General features: G+C 62.7%; 17 protein-coding genes. 4 read left to right on the forward strand and 13 right to left on the reverse strand.

Annotation, left to right across the window (positions count from 1 at the left end; translation table 11 throughout):
* Positions 1–212: 212 nt before the first annotated feature.
* Complete coding sequence (locus ABEA18_RS11435) at positions 213–503, reverse strand: DUF1540 domain-containing protein (protein WP_345449533.1); 291 nt, start codon at positions 501–503, stop codon at positions 213–215.
* A gap of 136 nt (positions 504–639) precedes the next feature.
* Complete coding sequence (locus ABEA18_RS11440) at positions 640–825, reverse strand: hypothetical protein (protein ID WP_345449535.1); 186 nt, start codon at positions 823–825, stop codon at positions 640–642.
* A 375-nt stretch (positions 826–1200) separates the two neighbouring features.
* On the opposite strand from ABEA18_RS11440, the gene purS reads away from it, so the two are divergent.
* The 3 genes from purS to purL are packed head-to-tail and all read left to right on the forward strand — an operon-like array spanning position 1201 to position 4536.
* Positions 1201–1452, forward strand: coding sequence for a phosphoribosylformylglycinamidine synthase subunit PurS (gene purS, locus ABEA18_RS11445; RefSeq protein WP_028265707.1), 252 nt, complete (start codon positions 1201–1203; stop codon positions 1450–1452).
* Between the two features lies 1 nt (position 1453).
* Positions 1454–2221, forward strand: a complete 768-nt coding sequence (gene purQ / locus ABEA18_RS11450; RefSeq protein ID WP_345449537.1) for a phosphoribosylformylglycinamidine synthase subunit PurQ — start codon at positions 1454–1456, stop codon at positions 2219–2221.
* Positions 2218–4536, forward strand: a complete 2319-nt coding sequence (gene purL / locus ABEA18_RS11455; protein ID WP_345449538.1) for a phosphoribosylformylglycinamidine synthase subunit PurL — start codon at positions 2218–2220, stop codon at positions 4534–4536. The genes purQ and purL overlap by 4 nt, the downstream gene beginning before the upstream one ends.
* Before the next feature lie 82 nt (positions 4537–4618).
* Here the strand turns inward: purL and ABEA18_RS11460 are convergent, their stop codons facing one another.
* Positions 4619–4912, reverse strand: coding sequence for a DUF503 domain-containing protein (locus ABEA18_RS11460; RefSeq protein ID WP_236814542.1), 294 nt, complete (start codon positions 4910–4912; stop codon positions 4619–4621).
* Between the two features lie 82 nt (positions 4913–4994).
* Here ABEA18_RS11460 and ABEA18_RS11465 point away from each other — a divergent pair, with 82 nt between their 5' ends.
* On the forward strand, positions 4995–5852 hold the full coding sequence (locus ABEA18_RS11465) for a DUF1206 domain-containing protein (RefSeq protein ID WP_345449539.1): 858 nt from the start codon (positions 4995–4997) through the stop codon (positions 5850–5852).
* A gap of 104 nt (positions 5853–5956) precedes the next feature.
* Here ABEA18_RS11465 and ABEA18_RS11470 read toward each other — a convergent pair whose 3' ends face one another.
* The 10 genes from ABEA18_RS11470 to ABEA18_RS11515 form a co-directional block, all read right to left on the reverse strand.
* Positions 5957–6850 (reverse strand): carbohydrate ABC transporter permease, encoded by an 894-nt coding sequence (locus ABEA18_RS11470; protein WP_345449540.1) that lies wholly within the window; start codon positions 6848–6850, stop codon positions 5957–5959.
* Positions 6850–7875: a carbohydrate ABC transporter permease gene (locus ABEA18_RS11475; RefSeq protein WP_345449541.1), complete on the reverse strand. Its 1026-nt coding sequence runs from the start codon at positions 7873–7875 to the stop codon at positions 6850–6852. The genes ABEA18_RS11470 and ABEA18_RS11475 overlap by 1 nt, the downstream gene beginning before the upstream one ends.
* Positions 7872–9281 carry an N-acetylglucosamine/diacetylchitobiose ABC transporter substrate-binding protein gene (gene ngcE, locus ABEA18_RS11480; RefSeq protein WP_345449543.1) on the reverse strand — a complete coding sequence of 470 codons (1410 nt, stop codon included), beginning with the start codon at positions 9279–9281 and terminating at the stop codon, positions 7872–7874. The genes ABEA18_RS11475 and ngcE overlap by 4 nt, the downstream gene beginning before the upstream one ends.
* Positions 9282–9490: 209 nt before the next feature.
* Positions 9491–10120, reverse strand: coding sequence for a hypothetical protein (locus tag ABEA18_RS11485; RefSeq protein WP_345449544.1), 630 nt, complete (start codon positions 10118–10120; stop codon positions 9491–9493).
* Positions 10121–10202: 82 nt separating this feature from the next.
* Positions 10203–10604, reverse strand: a complete 402-nt coding sequence (locus tag ABEA18_RS11490; RefSeq protein ID WP_345449545.1) for an MmcQ/YjbR family DNA-binding protein — start codon at positions 10602–10604, stop codon at positions 10203–10205.
* A 43-nt stretch (positions 10605–10647) separates the two neighbouring features.
* Positions 10648–11316: a polysaccharide deacetylase family protein gene (locus ABEA18_RS11495; protein ID WP_345449546.1), complete on the reverse strand. Its 669-nt coding sequence runs from the start codon at positions 11314–11316 to the stop codon at positions 10648–10650.
* 245 nt (positions 11317–11561) lie between these two features.
* Positions 11562–11987: a CoA-binding protein gene (locus ABEA18_RS11500; RefSeq protein ID WP_345449547.1), complete on the reverse strand. Its 426-nt coding sequence runs from the start codon at positions 11985–11987 to the stop codon at positions 11562–11564.
* A 12-nt stretch (positions 11988–11999) separates the two neighbouring features.
* Positions 12000–12803 (reverse strand): hypothetical protein, encoded by an 804-nt coding sequence (locus ABEA18_RS11505; RefSeq protein WP_345449548.1) that lies wholly within the window; start codon positions 12801–12803, stop codon positions 12000–12002.
* Positions 12800–13354: an RNA polymerase sigma factor gene (locus ABEA18_RS11510; RefSeq protein ID WP_284988629.1), complete on the reverse strand. Its 555-nt coding sequence runs from the start codon at positions 13352–13354 to the stop codon at positions 12800–12802. Before ABEA18_RS11510 ends, ABEA18_RS11505 begins: the two co-directional genes overlap by 4 nt.
* Positions 13355–13748: 394 nt before the next feature.
* Entirely contained in the window at positions 13749–15038 is a 1290-nt protein-coding gene (locus ABEA18_RS11515; protein ID WP_345449549.1) for an adenylosuccinate synthase, read from the reverse strand.
* Between the last annotated feature and the right edge of the window lie 288 nt (positions 15039–15326).

Here is a 15326-nt window from a genome sequence, read left to right on the forward strand (position 1 = left end):
TTGACAGTTCTTGTAATCAGCTAAAGCCCAGTCGACTCATAGAGTACAGAGTGATAGCTGAATATGACATAGGACACATTTCACGTTTTTTGTCATGTCATTCGGCATCAGAATACATCCGCACGCAGCAACGGGCACGCCCCCGTCGGAAGGGGACGTGCCCGCTGTGCGGATATTCAGATATTGATCACGAAGGCGGCCTGAAAGGAGCCTCAGGCGTGCTGGTACGTCAAGCAATCAGCCGCTTCGGCGCCGGGGCCGATCCGGACATCGTGGGCCTCACACATGAGGTTGTTGTTGTGGGTGCATTCCGAGCGCTGGCAGGCACCGACATGCGCCAGTACTTTGGGGAGTCCTCCCATGAGCGCGGTGTCAATGAAGGTGGCGCAGGAAGCATGATCCGCGGTTCCGCCGATCGTAATCCCGTAAGCGGTGCAGCCATGATGGTTGAATCCGCAGCTGCCAACGCTGCACGCGGACACTTCGGCGACGTGTTCGGTCATTGCTCCTCCTGTTGGACGGGGAATTTCCTGGACAGTAATTCCAAGCTACTCCCGAATACGCGCCTTTAACCCGGAGGATTAGCGCATTTGCGCGTACCCTATTGCGCTCCAGACGGTGTCAGCTGCCCGGGCCACGCTAAGAATGGATCCCTCGCAACGCGTCGCTGATTTTTGCCCTTGTCGAAGCATCAGGCGGGGCGGAAATGCGGTTTTCCCGGGCGGCCCGGTCCGCCATGATCCTTTGGAAAACCACCCTCCCCAGGCCGGCGAAAACAGCGGCAAGGACCACGGGCAAAACCATCGACTTAGCGTTTTCGGCCATGCCGCAATCCTAGTGACGCAAACCACCTCGAGCTAGCGCCGCGATCGGGCAGTGCCCAGAGCCGCCGTCGCTCATTGCCCGGAGCCGCCGTCGTTCATTGAAAACCCCCGACGGCGGCGGGGCGCCGACGCGAATTGGCGCGTACCTTTTGCTTGGTAGCCACCTCTTCACCGATCTCCCGCAAATAGGGTATGTAGCGATGTGGCCGGTAGAATGGGCATGCAAGCTCGCGGAGCGCCCCCCTTATTCCGTAAGACCCTGCCGGTAAACACTGTTGCTGAACGCTGTTTAGAGGCAGTTCCGGCGTGAGACGGCACCACTCCGCGGCAGCCTTTAACCAAGGTTTAACCAACGCTCACGCACAGGAGTTACCGGATGCCCCGGATCGTCGTCGACGTCATGCCCAAGCCCGAGATTCTGGACCCTCAGGGGAAGGCCATCGTGGGCGCACTGCCCCGCCTCGGCTTCACCAGCTTTAGCGCAGTCCGCCAGGGCAAGCGCTTCGAACTGACCGTCGACGGCGAGGTGACCGACGCCATCCTCGCCCAGGCCCGTGAGGCCGCCGAGACCCTGCTGTCCAACCCCGTGATCGAAGACGTCGTCAACGTCGAGGTCGTCGAGGCCTGACATGACTGAACTTCCTTTGATCGGCGGAGCCCCCGTGGCCGTCGACGCCGCTAGTGCTCGAGAACTCGCCGGGGCCAAAATCGGCGTCGTCACCTTCCCCGGCACCCTTGACGACCGCGACGCCGCCCGTGCGGTCCGCCTCGCAGGCGGCACCGCCGTCGCGCTCTGGCATGCGGACACCCACCTTGCCGACGTGGACGCCGTCGTCATCCCGGGCGGTTTCTCCTACGGCGACTACCTGCGCGCCGGCGCCATTTCGCGCTTCGCTCCGCTGATGTCCCGCATCATCGATGCTGCCAACAGCGACGCCAAGCTGCCCGTGTTGGGTATTTGCAACGGCTTCCAGATCCTGACCGAGTCGCACCTGCTCCCGGGCTCCATGATCAAGAATGACCACTTGAAGTTCTTGTGCCGCGACCAGGTGCTGCGCGTGGAGAACAACAAGACCGTGTGGACCTCGGACTACGAGGCAGGCGAGGAAATCACGGTTCCGCTGAAGAACCAGGATGGCCAGTACATCGCTGACGACAAGACCCTGGACGCCCTTGAGGCCGAGGGCCGCGTCGTGTTCCGCTATGTCGGCTGGAACCCGAACGGTTCACGCCGCGACATCGCCGGCATCAGCAACGCCGCAGGCAATGTGGTGGGCCTCATGCCCCACCCGGAGCACGCAGTGGAGCCCGGATTCGGTCCTGAGTCCAACGCCGGCACGGATGGCTTGGGCTTCTTCACCTCCGTCCTGAACAAGATCGTGGGAGGCGCACAGTGACTACCTCAGCTGAAACCGTCGGCAAGAAGTTCAACATCGACACGGTGGAGAACGCGGCAAAAACGCCGGACACCGAGCTCCCCTGGGCCGAACTCGGATTGAAGCAGAACGAGTTCGACGAGGTCGTGAAGGTCCTGGGCCGCCGGCCTACCGGCGCCGAGCTCGCCATGTACTCCGTCATGTGGAGCGAGCACTGCTCCTACAAGTCCTCGAAGAACCACCTGCGTCAGTTCGGCGAAAAGGTGACCGAGGAGATGAAGAAGGACATGCTCGTGGGCATCGGCGAAAACGCCGGCGTCACCAACTTGGGCGATGGCTGGGCCGTGACGTTCAAGATCGAGTCCCACAACTCGCCGTCGTTCGTGGAGCCCTACCAGGGTGCCGCGACCGGTATCGGCGGCATTGTCCGCGACATCATCTCGATGGGCGCCCGCCCGGTAGCCGTGATGGACCCGCTGCGTTTCGGCGCCATCGACCACCCGGACACGGCCCGCGTCATGCACGGTGCCGTTGCCGGCATCGGTGGCTACGGCAACTCGCTTGGATTGCCGAACATCGGCGGCGAAATGGTGTTCGACTCCGTGTACCAGGGCAACCCGCTGGTCAACGCGCTGGCAGTCGGCGTCATGCGCCACGAGGACATCCGCCTGGCCAACGCCTCCGGCAAGGGCAACAAGGTAGTCCTTTTCGGTGCGCGCACCGGCGGCGACGGCATTGGCGGCGCCTCGGTGCTGGCCTCGGAGTCCTTCGACGACACCAAGCCATCCAAGCGCCCCGCGGTCCAGGTAGGCGACCCCTTCGCCGAAAAGGTGCTCATCGAGTGCTGCCTGGAGCTGTTCAAGGGTTCGCTGGTTGAGGGTATCCAGGACCTTGGCGCCGCGGGCATCTCCTGCGCCACGTCCGAGCTCGCTTCCAACGGCGACGGCGGCATGCAGGTTGAGCTGACTTCCGTGCTGCTCCGCGATCCCACCCTGACCCCGGGCGAAATCCTGATGTCCGAGTCGCAGGAACGCATGATGGCGGTTGTCACCCCTGAGAACATCGCCGCTTTCGAAGCGGTCATGGACAAATGGGCCGTGGAGTACTCCTGGCTGGGCGAAGTGACCGACACCGGTCGCCTCATCATCACGTGGGAAGGCGAGGTCATTGTCGACGTCGACCCGCGCACCGTTGCCCACGACGGTCCGGTCTACGACCGCCCGTTTGCCCGCCCCTCATGGCAGGATTCCGTCCAGGCCGATACCTTCACGGGCTCCGTGCAGGACGCGGGCCGCCCCGCCACTTCCGGGGAACTGGCCGCTGCCATCACCGAGCTCATTGCTTCGCCGAACATGTGCAGCAAGGCTTGGATCACCAAGCAGTACGACCGCTACGTCGGCGGCAACACCGCCATGGCGTTCCCGGACGACGCCGGCGTGGTCCGGGTGGACGAGGAAACCGGCCTTGGCGTGGCCCTGGCCACCGACGCCAATGGCCGCTACACCTACCTCGATCCGTACCACGGCGCACAGTTGGCACTGGCCGAGGCCTACCGGAACGTCGCCACCTCCGGCGCCGTCCCGATGGCCGTCAGCGACTGCCTGAACTTCGGTTCCCCCGAGGACCCGGACGTCATGTGGCAGCTGGCCGAGTCCATTCGCGGCCTGTCCGATGCGTGCATGGAGCTGGGCGTCCCGGTCACCGGTGGCAACGTCTCGCTGTACAACCAGACCGGTACCGTGCCGATCCACCCCTCCCCCGTGGTTGCGGTGCTGGGCAAGCTCGACGACGTCGCGCGCCGCACGCCTTCCGGCTGGAAGGAAGATGGCCAGGCCATCTACCTGCTGGGCACCACGGCTGCAGAGCTGGACGGTTCGGAATGGTCCAACCTGCGCGGACACCTCGGTGGCTTGCCCCCGAAGGTTGACCTGTCCATCGAGCGCCAGCTCGGCGAGATCCTCATCAACGCTTCGCGCGACGGCATGATCGACGCCGCGCACGACCTCTCCGAGGGCGGCCTTGCCGCTGCGCTTGTGGAGTCCGCACTTCGCTACGGCGTGGGCGCCCGGATTGCGCTGGACGAACTCGTGGAGCGCGACGGCGTGGACTTGTTCACCGCATTGTTCTCCGAGTCTCAGGGCCGGGCCATCGTGTCCGTTCCGCGCTCCGAGGAAATCCGCTTCAAGGACATGTGCACTGCCCGCGGCTTCGCCCACCTCCGGATCGGCGTCGTCGACGCTGCCGGCGGCAAGCTGGAGATCAACGGCGTGGACGAGCTCTCCTTGGACGCCCTCAGCGAAGCCCACGAGGCCACCCTGCCGAAGTACTTCGGCTAGCGCCTGGCAACCCCCAACGCGGGGTCACTTACGGCCCAAGAATCCCCCCGGGATGGGCCGTAAGTGACCCCGCGTTGTGTTTTCAGTCTTCGCTGTGGAGGTCCCGGCGTCGGGCGCTCAGGAGCTCCAGTTCCGGGCGTGCTGCAACGAAGCGTTCGACGGCGTCGAGCACCTCCACGAGATGCGCCCGGTCTGCTGCCACTGCGCCTGCGCCGATGAGCACGCGGCGATGCTGGTCCAAGTGCCCGGTCTCGGCGGCAGAGACTTCGAAACGCCGCTTCAACTCGGCGATCAGCGGACGCACAAGGGAACGCTTCTCCTTGAGGCTGTGCACCTCGCCCAGGAGGATGTCGAACTCGATCCACGCGATCCACATGCGCCCATCGTATCCAGTAGTCCGCGCGCCCTCCCGCTTCGGAGCCCACGGTGGCAAGATAAGGGCAGACCAAAGGAGCTCCATGGGCGCGGACGATCATACGAACAAAGCCGGCAATGCGGTATCCCGGGGCGCCGATTCGGTGGGAGACGCCGTAGACGACGCCAAGGATTCACGCACCGTCAGGGTGGTGGCACGGGCCGGCTTCGTCGCCTTAGGGCTGATACACCTCCTGATCGGTCTCATCGCCCTGGGGATCGCGCTGGGCTCATCCGGCCAAGCCGACCAAAGCGGTGCGGTCGGCCAGCTGGCCGCCACGCCCGGCGGCGTCGTTCTTTTGTGGGCGGGACTTGTGGCCTGCGGTGTCCTCGCGCTCTACATGGCGAGCGACGCCGTGATGGGGTGGAGCGGGCGCGACAGCTCCAAGCGCTGGATGAATCGGCTCAAGGCGGCCGGGCAGGCGATCGTCTTCGCTGTGGCCGCGGTGACCTTCGGCAGCTTCGCGCTCAGCCGACCAAGCAGCAGCAGCGACAAATCGCGTTCGACCAGCGCAGACCTCATGTCCAGCACTCCCGGCACCGTCCTCCTGGTGATCATCGGGGTGGCGCTGCTGGCAGCCGCCGGCACATACGTCTTCTTGGGGATCACACGAAAGTACGAAAAGAACCTGAGGGGAAAACCGTCCGGGGCCTTGGGAGATGCGTTTACGGTGCTTGGCGTGGTGGGCTATTGCGCCAAAGGGGTGGCCCTCGGCGCCGTCGGCTTGCTCATCCTGATCGCCACAGCGGCGCACGACCCCTCCCAACAAGGCGGCCTCGACTCGGCGCTCAAGGCCTTCCTGAAACAACCCTTTGGGGGATGGGTGCTGGGGTTCGTCAGCCTCGGACTCATGGCCTACGGTATCTATTCTTTGTTCCGCTCCCGTTACCAGCGGCTCTGACGCCGGGTCCCGCCGGTTGGCACGGCGCAGCCGGCAGAAACGCCCGACGGCGGCCCTCACCAATGGTGGGAACCGCCGTCGGGCGCTTTTTTAGCTTGGCTGTGCTACTTGGACGTGCCTTGCGACACCGAACCCTGAAGCTGGCGCTGGAAAATGACATAGACGATCAGCACGGGAACGACGGTGACGGTGACGGCTGCGAACAAGGCCCCGAAGTCCACCGCATAACCCATTTGGCCGGCAAAAGCGGCCAGCCCTTGGGATAGCACGCGGGGCCCTGCCGCGTTGATGGCCACCGGAATCAGGAACTGGTTCCACAAGCCCAGGAAGTTGAAGATGGCAACCGAGGCGAGTCCCGGCTTGGCCATCGGCAACATGACCTGGAAGAACGTCCGCCACTCGCCGGCCCCATCCAAGGCAGCCGCTTCCGTGATTTCGTGAGGGAGCGACTTGAAGAAGGAAAACAGGAAGAAGACCGTGAACGGCAGCGCGAAGCCGACGTACACCAAGGTCAAGCCCGGCAGGGTGTTCAGGAGGCCGATCTTCTTCATGACGAAGAACAAGGGCACCATGGCGAGGAAGATCGGGAACGTGAGCCCGGCCAGCATGAGGTAGTAGATCGCTTTGCTTCCGAAGAAGACATAGCGCGCCAGGACATAGGCGCACATGGCTCCGAGGACCATGACGATCACCAAGGCTGATCCCACCACGATCACGGAGTTGAGGAAGTAGCTTCCGATGCCCGCCTCGGTCCAGGCCTTGACGTAGTTGTCGAAGCGCCATTGGGAGGGCAAGGCGAACGGCGAAGCGAAGATCTCGCTGGAGGTCTTGAAGGAGGACATGAAAGTCCACAACAAGGGCAGGATCACGATGAGCGACCAGATGGTCAGGGCCGTATGAGAAACGGCACCCACCACCTTGTCTCCGGGAGTCGTGGCCGGTTTGCGCGAGTTGAAGTGCAGCGACTTCATTTCCTGGCTGGCAATTTTGGTAGTCATCAGAGGGACACATCCTTGTCGCCACCAGTGAGCCTGTTGACCAGGAACACGAGGCCGGAGAAGATCAGGGTGGCTACGGCCAACACAACGCCCATGGCGCTGGCCAGTCCGAACTGGCCCTTGGTGAAGGCGGTGAAGAAGAGCTGCTGGGACATCACCAGGGTGGAGTTGTCCGGGCCACCGCCGGAGTTCAGGGCTGCCATATAGACGAAGGCGTCCAGCGCCAAAATGCCCATGTAGATGTAGGCCGTCTGGATGTTGTCCCGGATCAGCGGGATGGTGATCGACACGGCAGTGCGGAAACGCCCCGCCCCGTCAATCCGGGCCGCCTCAAACAGCTCGGCAGGGATACCTTTAATGCCCGCCACGAAAAGCACCATGTAGAAGCCGATGAAGCCCCACACGATCACGAACATCGTGGCGATCATGGCCGTGTTCTTATCCCCAAGCCAAGCGTAGGACTTGAACTGGTCCATGCCGAGGGACGTGAGGATGCCGTTCAGGAGGCCACCCGAGGGATCGTAGATCTGGCCCCACATGATGCCGATGGCAATCGCCGGAATCGTGTAGGGGAAGAAAGAGACAACCCGGTAGAAGCTGGAATTGCGCAGGCCCTTGATCTGGCCCTTACTGCTGCCGCCGACGGTCACCAACGTTGCCAGCACGAGGCTGAGGATGATGGTGATGATAGGCAGGCAGATGACCAACAGGATGTTGTTCCCCATGGCCTTCATGAAGATGTCATCTGTGAAGAGCTTCCGGTAATTCTCAAGTCCGATGAAGTTCTGGTCAGGTGAAAAACCGCTCCAGTCCGTCAGGGAGTAGCCGAACGCCTGGATGAAAGGCCAAATCACAAACAGAAGGTAGATCGCCAGGGGCAGGCCCAGGAAGACCACGAAGAAACTGACCTTGTCGAAAGTCAAGGGCTTGCGCCGTCTCTTGTAGACGGGTGGTGCGGTATCCGGAACGACAGCGGCGGACGCGCCGCCGTCGACCCGGAGTGTTTTTGCTTTCACTAAAGTCACTTCACTTCAATCTTCTTGACCGAGCTGTCGTTACGGACCTTGTCGGTGATCTTCTGCAGGTCCGATGTCAGCGTGGCGACGTCGGACTTTCCATCGAGGAACGTGTTCCACACAACCAGCTGGTCCTTGTTGGTGCCGTAAAGGTCAATGAAGTTCCAGGTGTAGATATTGTCGCCTGCGTCGCTGAGCAGCTTGGTCTGGGAGACGAGTGCCGTGGAGCCGAAGCCATCGGAGGGAACGGTGTCCTTGACGATGGTGGGCGCCAGCTTGGTCTTGGCGAAGTTGGTGGCAGCGTCCTTGGACAGCATGATGCGGAGCAATTCCTTGCCGCCCGGCACGTTCTTGCCCTGTGAAGGAACCACGAAGGGCTCGCCCGCTGCGCTGTGCAGTGACGCGTATGGCAGTTTCGGGCTGGTGGTCACCGATGGGACGGGCGCACCGGTCATCTTGAAGCCGGCCTTGGTCTGGTCCTTCATTTCGTTTTCGATCCACGAACCGGACGGGTAGAACACTGCTTCCTGGGCGTTGCTCCACTGTGCCTGTGCTGCCGTGAACTGGGTGCCTGAACCGCCGGGCTTGAAGTGGCCTGCCTTGACGATCTTGTTCAGGGCGGTAAAGACGCTCTGGAGTGCAGGGTGGGACCAGCAATCTGCCTTGAGGTTTTCCAATCCGAGGCGGACATCGTGTCCGCCTTCCTTGATGGCGGAAGCGATCGCCATTTCCTGGTAGTACGTGGCGGCTTCCTTGCCCCACACGAACAGGTATTTGCCCTTGGCCTTGGCCTGCTCGCCGAGTGCGTACATCTCATCCCAAGTCTTGGGAACGGACCAGCCGTTGTCCTTGAGCAGGGCGTCGGAGTACCACATTGCGTAGACGGTCAGGACGTAGTTCAAGGCCGCCAGCTTGCCTTCGAAGGTACCCGGAGCGAGGACTCCGCCGTAGAGGGTGTCCTTGATGACCTTGCCCTCGAGGTTCTTTGCGTTGACTACGCTGGTGAGGTCTTCGAGCTGGGCCAGGATGGTGCTGAACCCGATGGCCTTGGCACCGGAGTTGTCGATCAGGTCAGGCGGGTTGCCTCCGACGAATCGCGGCTGGAGTTCCTGCGCGATGTCCGTGGATGGGGAAATCTTGGCGGTGGAACCTGAATGTGCGCTTTCGAAGCCCTTGCCCGCGAAGTCAACGTAGTCGATTCCATACCCGCCCTTGAAGATCACGGCGTCAACGGTGGACTTGTCTGCCATGCCGAACGGATTGGTATCCGAAACGGTCCCCGTTGGACCTGTGGTTCCTCCGCCGCCACCCCCGGCGCAAGAGGCCATCGAACCGGCCAACGGCACAAGCACGGCCGCGGCCAGCGCGCCGCGAAGGAAACCGCGGCGTGCAAGGGACTGCTGCTGAACGTTCATCCTAAAACCCTCCAGAGACTCGTTGTACCGAACCCTGACGGCGTCTTGGCCGGCAGTCGATCGGTCCGGGCACCGCCGCTGCGACGCGCCCTTCGTGTGACATACTTCACCACGAGTGATTGAAAAGCAATATTTGAGGGCAGTTTCGATCAACTTTTGTCAAAATGTGATCTGAAGATCCTGCCGCCCGAAGGGGTCATTTGGGTGTTTTAACCCCGTAAATTCAGGGATTTTGCGCACTGAGCGATAGCCTCGCGCGCCCATTGCTGCTGTTGCTCGGTTCCTACCCGCTCGGCCCACTGCTCAGCGAGCTGGAATTCCACCATCGCCTCGGTGCGGCGACCGTCGTCGTACATCGCCCAACCGAGGTTGTTGTGCAGGGAAACCATCCACCGTTTGGTGCGGGAATCGTCGACGGCGGAGGCATACTCAAGCGCGCTGCGCGTCCATGATTCCTGGTGGCCGGAGTCCGCGATGGCCAGCATATGAAGCGCGTCCACGGCGAGGAAATCTTCACCCAAGAGGTCGCCCATCTCGGCGGCCTGTTCGAAGAGCGGAACGGCCATGGCAGGATGGCCGGCGGAGTTGAGCAGGCGGCCACGCTCCAGGAGGATCCGCACCGCAATAGTGGGCTCCTCTTCGGCGTTAATCCCGTCCAAGAGAGCGTCCGCTTCCTCGAAGCGGCCTTGCAGGCCGATCGCCCGGCCCAATTGGGTGGCGAGCTCGGCCCGCTCAAAGGCATCGTAGGCGGGATCCGTCATGGCTTCGCGGAAGCGGGCTTCCGACAACGCGGGGTCCTCAAAATTCCACAGCTCATCGAGGGTCTTTTGTTCCAGCATCTGGCTCCTCCTGATTGCTTCGAGGCGATGGAAGGTGCGGTCCACTCACAATCTAGCCGAAGCCGCAGACAGGGTCCGCGTGTCAGTCCTTGGCGAGCCGGGCCCAGCCCAGCTGCTCCTGCTGCTTGCGGTTCAACGAGGAAACCACCAGGTCATAAGAATCCTCCACCATGTCCCGGACCATCGAGTCGGGGAGGGCGCCGTCCAGGCGCACGCCATTCCAGTGCGTCTTGTTCATGTGCCAGGCGCCGGTGATTTCCGGATGGGCCGAGCGAAGTTGCATAGCCAAGGCGGGATCGCATTTGAGGCTTACTGCCAAGTTCTGGTCATCCATCGCAGATGCGGCAAACATCTTGCCTTCCTGCTTGGATCCGCCGGACACAGCGGACCGGACTTTGAAGACCGAGGTTTCCGGGCCAAACGGGAAGTCTTCATAGGTCCCGGGGAAGGCAAGGCAGATCTGGCGGAGTGTGGCAGCGTCCATGTAGCGAGACTAGCGGAGTGCGACGACTAGCGGACCGACCGCCTCACGCAACGTCCAGGAAGTCCTCGAGGAGTACCACTTCCAGTCCGGCAGCCACTTGCGCCGAGCGGAATGCCTCGAAGTCCGCCGCGAATTCGGGGCGGAAGTGCATCAGCACGATGTCGCCGGGTCGGAGGGAATTGCCGTACTGGTAGTCCATGCGCCCGGCATTGGCCTTGGCCTCCCACGTAACGATCGCCTTCAAGCCGGCGGCGGCAACGGCTTGGCGCATGGCGGTTGAGTAGGCACCACCAGGTGGCCTGAACAGGGTGGGCTTGCGGCCGTACTGCTGGAGGGCGAAATCCTGCATGCCTGCGATGTCGTCAAGCTGACGCTGGTAGCCCCATTGCGTGGTCATGTTGACGTTGTGGCTGACCGTATGGTTTTCAACAAGGCTCCCCTGCGCCATGAACGCCTTGAAGAATGCAGGGTTGTCGCGGACCGTGTTGCTCGTGAGGAACAGTGTGGCCGGGTAGCCGTTCTCCGCGAGGAGCCGGACGCTTTCCGGGGACTTGACCAGTCCGTCGTCGATCGTCAGGAACACCACGGGATGCTTGGTGGGGATTTTGGTGATCACGGGCGCCAGTCCGCCTTGGATAGGCGGCAGCGTGAAGTCGGGAACGAAGGGGTTCCGGAGGCGCCCGGGGCCGGCGGGGCTTGGTGTGGGACTCATCGCGGCCCTTGCGGACGACGACGGCGAGGGGCCAGCAGCGCCGGGGGTCGCCGTCGGGCTTTCTGGAGACGGGCTTCCCGGGACCGCGCATGCCCCCAGCCCAGCCACGAGGGAAGCCCCGAGGAAACCGAGCGCGGTGCGTCGGCTGGCGGTTGAAGGGTGGTCGTCACACATGGAAATTCCCTGATCTCGAAAGGGTGATTGCCCCAAAAACGTACCAGCGTCCGGTTAACGGAAAACGACGGCTAGATGCCGCTCCGCCAGCCCATCTGTGCCGGACAAGCGTTCATGACGACGTCCAGGCCCGCAGCTTTGGCCCGTTCCGCTGCGTCCTCGTCAATTACTCCGAGCTGGAGCCAAACGGCTTTTGCTCCCACGGCAATCGCTTCGTCCACTACGGCGCCGACGCGCGAGGAGTTCACAAAGCAGTCGACGACGTCGATGGGCCGCTTCTCGAAGGGCACGTCGGCAAGGAATTTGTAGCCGGTTTCACCGTGGACGTCTTCGCCTTTTTGGTTGATCGGGATGATCTCCATGCCCATTGTGTCGCGAACATAGAGAGCTACCTCGAACGCAGAGCGCCACTCATTCGTGCTGAGTCCCACGATTGCCCAGCGGCCCTTTGTTCGCATAAGCCGGTCAATGACTGCCGGATCGTTGACGTGTGTCATAGCTTCAGCCTACTAGCGGGACAGCAGTCCAAGGAGCCAACGTAGCGACGGCCCGGCAGGCTTCAGGGACACGTCGTCCTGGGCCTTTTCGACTGCTTGCTGAACCCCGTTTTGGAGGTCCTTCGCCGTCGGGACCGATGGGATGGCCGGTTTGGGCTGCAGAGGGATTCCCTGCGCGTCGGTTTTAGGCTCGGTGTGAAGTTGCTTCGGCGCTTCGGATTGCTCGTCATTTGGCCGGCCTGCAGGGGCTGGAACGGCCGCTGGCGCCGCCGGCCCGTGCGGCGCCTCGCCGATGCCGGTTGCAGCAGTGACCACGGGGTCCGCCGACGGGCCTGCCGCTGGGGACACCGCCGGCGGCAGGTCGGCGGGAGCCGGATGGGTCGCGACTTTCGGGGAGTCCTGGGCGGGGGCTGGAGGTACCAACGACGGCGGAGCTGTGGTCCAAGCCGGCGCCCAGCCGGAGATCAGCGTCTGCATGAACTCCGGGGCTCCCTTGCTGAATCCGCCGCTCGCGGCCGCAACGCCACCAACACCTAGGCCCATGGCGGTCAGGACGGCGGCACCAATGACGATGGGGCGATGCTTGCGCAACTGACGCCGTTTGCCGAGCTCGTCGAACGGAAGAGTCTCGCCCACTGCCGAGCCAGCCAGCATCGCCGCGAGTGCAGGCCCTGGGACAGGCGCCGGCATGGACGCAAACGATTCCAGTGCTTTCAACGAATCCGTGACTTCAGGGGCGTCCGTGAGGCCAGCCTCAAGCATGAGCTCGAGGATGACCGCGTCGCGGTCAATGTCCTTGCAATCCCAACGCATCATGGTGCCACGTATTCCTTTACTACCGAGTGCTCGCGGAGTGAATTCAACGCCCGGCGCTGCAGTTGCTTGACTGCGCCTTGGCTTTTCCCCATGATTTCGGCTGCTTGGTCCACGGTCAGACCGGCAACGATACGAAGCGTCAGGACTTCCCGTTGATCTTCCCCAAGGAGGTCCAACAGCGCCATGACTTCCCCGGGCGCCACGCGGTTCATCGCTTCGGCTTCCGCCGAACTCGACTGGCGCGTGTCACGTTCAGGTTCAAACTCGTGGTGCTCAGGTGCCCTGCTTTGCCGACGATGGTCATCCACCATCCGGGCATGGGCCACCGAGAACACGAACGTCCGCAGACCGCTGACGCCGCCCGTGATCGTCTCGACGCGAGGCAGGACGGCAAGAAAAACGTCTTGTGTGACAGCTTCGGGATCCGAAACGCCTTTTGCCGTCAGGTAGCCGAGTACTTGGCCCGCAAAGGCCTGGTAGACGGCGCTGAACAGTTCAGCTTCCCGGCCGCGAAGGGCCAGCAATGCTGCATCGGTCAAGGCGTCGGTCACTGAAACGTGGCTTTCATTGGGGAGCGAATGTCCGGATCCATGCGAGATCCTCGGTGCCGCCCAAACGCGGCAGGGCCGGGCAACCTCACCCAGCTTAACCGCTGCTCCCGCTATGCCCAAGGACCAGCCTTCGGTTCCGGGGGCTTGCCTCTCCCGGACTTTTTGCACATCCACGAAACCCCTTCAGACATGAAAAGGGCCGAGCTGAAACATGATGGGGGACAAATTTCAGCTCGGCCTTTCAAAGAGGTAATCGTCGGGGCACCCCAAAGGGTTACGCGGATTCCAAAAGTTTTTCCGAAGGCGTTCTTTGTGCGCTTTTTGGCGCGGAACGCACGACGGCGGGCCGCCCCTGAAAGGGCGACCCGCCGTCGTCGTAATCCGGCTTTGGTGACTAGTCCTCGATGAGGTCGTGCACCACGATCGTCTGGTCCCGGTCCGGGCCGACACCGATCGCGGAGAACCGCGTGCCGGAGAGCTTCTCGAGAGCCAGCACGTACCTGCGGGCGTTCTCGGGGAGGTCTTCGATCGTCTTGGCGCCGGTGATGTCCTCGGTCCAGCCGTCGAAGTACTCGAAGATCGGCACTGCGTGGTGGAACTCGGTCTGGGTCATGGGCATTTCGTCGTGGCGAACGCCGTCGACGTCGTAGGCCACGCAGACCGGGATCTGCTCGATGCCGGTCAGAACGTCCAGCTTGGTGACGAAGTAGTCCGTGAAGCCGTTGACGCGGGATGCGTGGCGGGCAAGAACGGCGTCGTACCAACCGCAGCGACGCGGGCGTCCGGTGTTGACGCCGAACTCGCCGCCTGTCTTCTGCAGGTACATGCCCATCTCATCGAAGAGTTCCGTGGGGAACGGACCGGCGCCGACGCGGGTGGTGTAGGCCTTGATGATGCCGATGGAACGCGAGATCCGGGTGGGTCCGATGCCCGATCCAACAGACGCGCCGCCGGCGGTCGGGTTCGAAGAGGTCACGAACGGGTAGGTGCCGTGGTCGACGTCCAGGAACGTGGCCTGGCCGCCTTCCATGAGGACCACCTTGCCCTCATCCAGAGCGTTGTTGAGGACCAGGGTGCTGTCAATGACCAGCGGGCGCAGGCGTTCGGCGTAGGACAGGAAATACTCCACGATCTCGTCCACCACCACGTTGCGGCGGTTGTAGACCTTGACCAGGAGCTCGTTCTTCTGACGCAGCGAGCCTTCCACCTTCTGGCGGAGGATCGACTCGTCGAAGACATCCTGGACGCGGATACCCAGGCGGGCCACCTTGTCCATGTAAGCCGGGCCAATGCCCCGACCTGTGGTGCCGATGGCGCGGCTGCCGAGGAAGCGCTCCGTGACCTTGTCCAACACCTGATGGTACGGCGCTACGAGGTGGGCATTCGCCGAGACGCGCAAACGGGACGTGTCGGCGCCGCGGGCTTCCAGGCCATCGATCTCCTGGAACAGCGCCTCAAGGTTGACCACGCAGCCGTTGCCGATGATCGGAATCGCGTTCGGGCTCAGAATGCCGGCAGGAAGGAGCTTGAGCTCATACTTCTCACCGCCCACCACAACGGTGTGCCCGGCGTTGTTGCCGCCGTTGGGCTTGACCACGTAGTCAACGCGGCCACCGAGCAGGTCGGTTGCTTTGCCTTTGCCTTCGTCGCCCCATTGGGCTCCGACGATCACGATAGCTGGCATGGGATCCTCCCCCATTCTTTCGGGCCGGTCCTGGCGGGATCACCAAGGCTCAGCGCCGTACATGAGAACGCCCCGAATCTTTCGGCCCTACCCGCAGACTTTCGCAAAAGTTCACCGGCGGGATCAGCAAGAGTTCCGGGGCTCTTACCAGCCAAGTTTAGCCGATGCGGCTCTTGGTCCTGTTGTCACACGGTCGGAGGGCGACATGAATACAGGCAGGCGCCCTCGAAGTTCCCTGTGAGCAGAATGTGAACTCTTCCCAAACAGTCCGCATTGAGCTCCCAAATC

It is taken from the genome of Arthrobacter gyeryongensis, from assembly GCF_039543785.1.
Taxonomy (GTDB): Bacteria; Actinomycetota; Actinomycetes; order Actinomycetales; family Micrococcaceae; genus Arthrobacter; species Arthrobacter gyeryongensis.

What these genes read in the sequence shown, in the direction of transcription:
- ABEA18_RS11435 (WP_345449533.1), bottom strand. Translation starts at nt 503, where the DNA reads ATGACCGAACACGTCGCCGAAGTGTCCGCGTGCAGCGTTGGCAGCTGC.
- ABEA18_RS11440 (WP_345449535.1), bottom strand. Translation starts at nt 825, where the DNA reads ATGGCCGAAAACGCTAAGTCGATGGTTTTGCCCGTGGTCCTTGCCGCT.
- purS (WP_028265707.1), top strand. Translation starts at nt 1,201, where the DNA reads ATGCCCCGGATCGTCGTCGACGTCATGCCCAAGCCCGAGATTCTGGAC.
- purQ (WP_345449537.1), top strand. Translation starts at nt 1,454, where the DNA reads ATGACTGAACTTCCTTTGATCGGCGGAGCCCCCGTGGCCGTCGACGCC.
- ABEA18_RS11460 (WP_236814542.1), bottom strand. Translation starts at nt 4,912, where the DNA reads ATGTGGATCGCGTGGATCGAGTTCGACATCCTCCTGGGCGAGGTGCAC.
- ABEA18_RS11465 (WP_345449539.1), top strand. Translation starts at nt 4,995, where the DNA reads ATGGGCGCGGACGATCATACGAACAAAGCCGGCAATGCGGTATCCCGG.
- ABEA18_RS11470 (WP_345449540.1), bottom strand. Translation starts at nt 6,850, where the DNA reads ATGACTACCAAAATTGCCAGCCAGGAAATGAAGTCGCTGCACTTCAAC.
- ngcE (WP_345449543.1), bottom strand. Translation starts at nt 9,281, where the DNA reads ATGAACGTTCAGCAGCAGTCCCTTGCACGCCGCGGTTTCCTTCGCGGC.
- ABEA18_RS11485 (WP_345449544.1), bottom strand. Translation starts at nt 10,120, where the DNA reads ATGCTGGAACAAAAGACCCTCGATGAGCTGTGGAATTTTGAGGACCCC.
- ABEA18_RS11490 (WP_345449545.1), bottom strand. Translation starts at nt 10,604, where the DNA reads ATGGACGCTGCCACACTCCGCCAGATCTGCCTTGCCTTCCCCGGGACC.
- ABEA18_RS11495 (WP_345449546.1), bottom strand. Translation starts at nt 11,316, where the DNA reads ATGAGTCCCACACCAAGCCCCGCCGGCCCCGGGCGCCTCCGGAACCCC.
- ABEA18_RS11500 (WP_345449547.1), bottom strand. Translation starts at nt 11,987, where the DNA reads ATGACACACGTCAACGATCCGGCAGTCATTGACCGGCTTATGCGAACA.
- ABEA18_RS11505 (WP_345449548.1), bottom strand. Translation starts at nt 12,803, where the DNA reads ATGATGCGTTGGGATTGCAAGGACATTGACCGCGACGCGGTCATCCTC.
- ABEA18_RS11515 (WP_345449549.1), bottom strand. Translation starts at nt 15,038, where the DNA reads ATGCCAGCTATCGTGATCGTCGGAGCCCAATGGGGCGACGAAGGCAAA.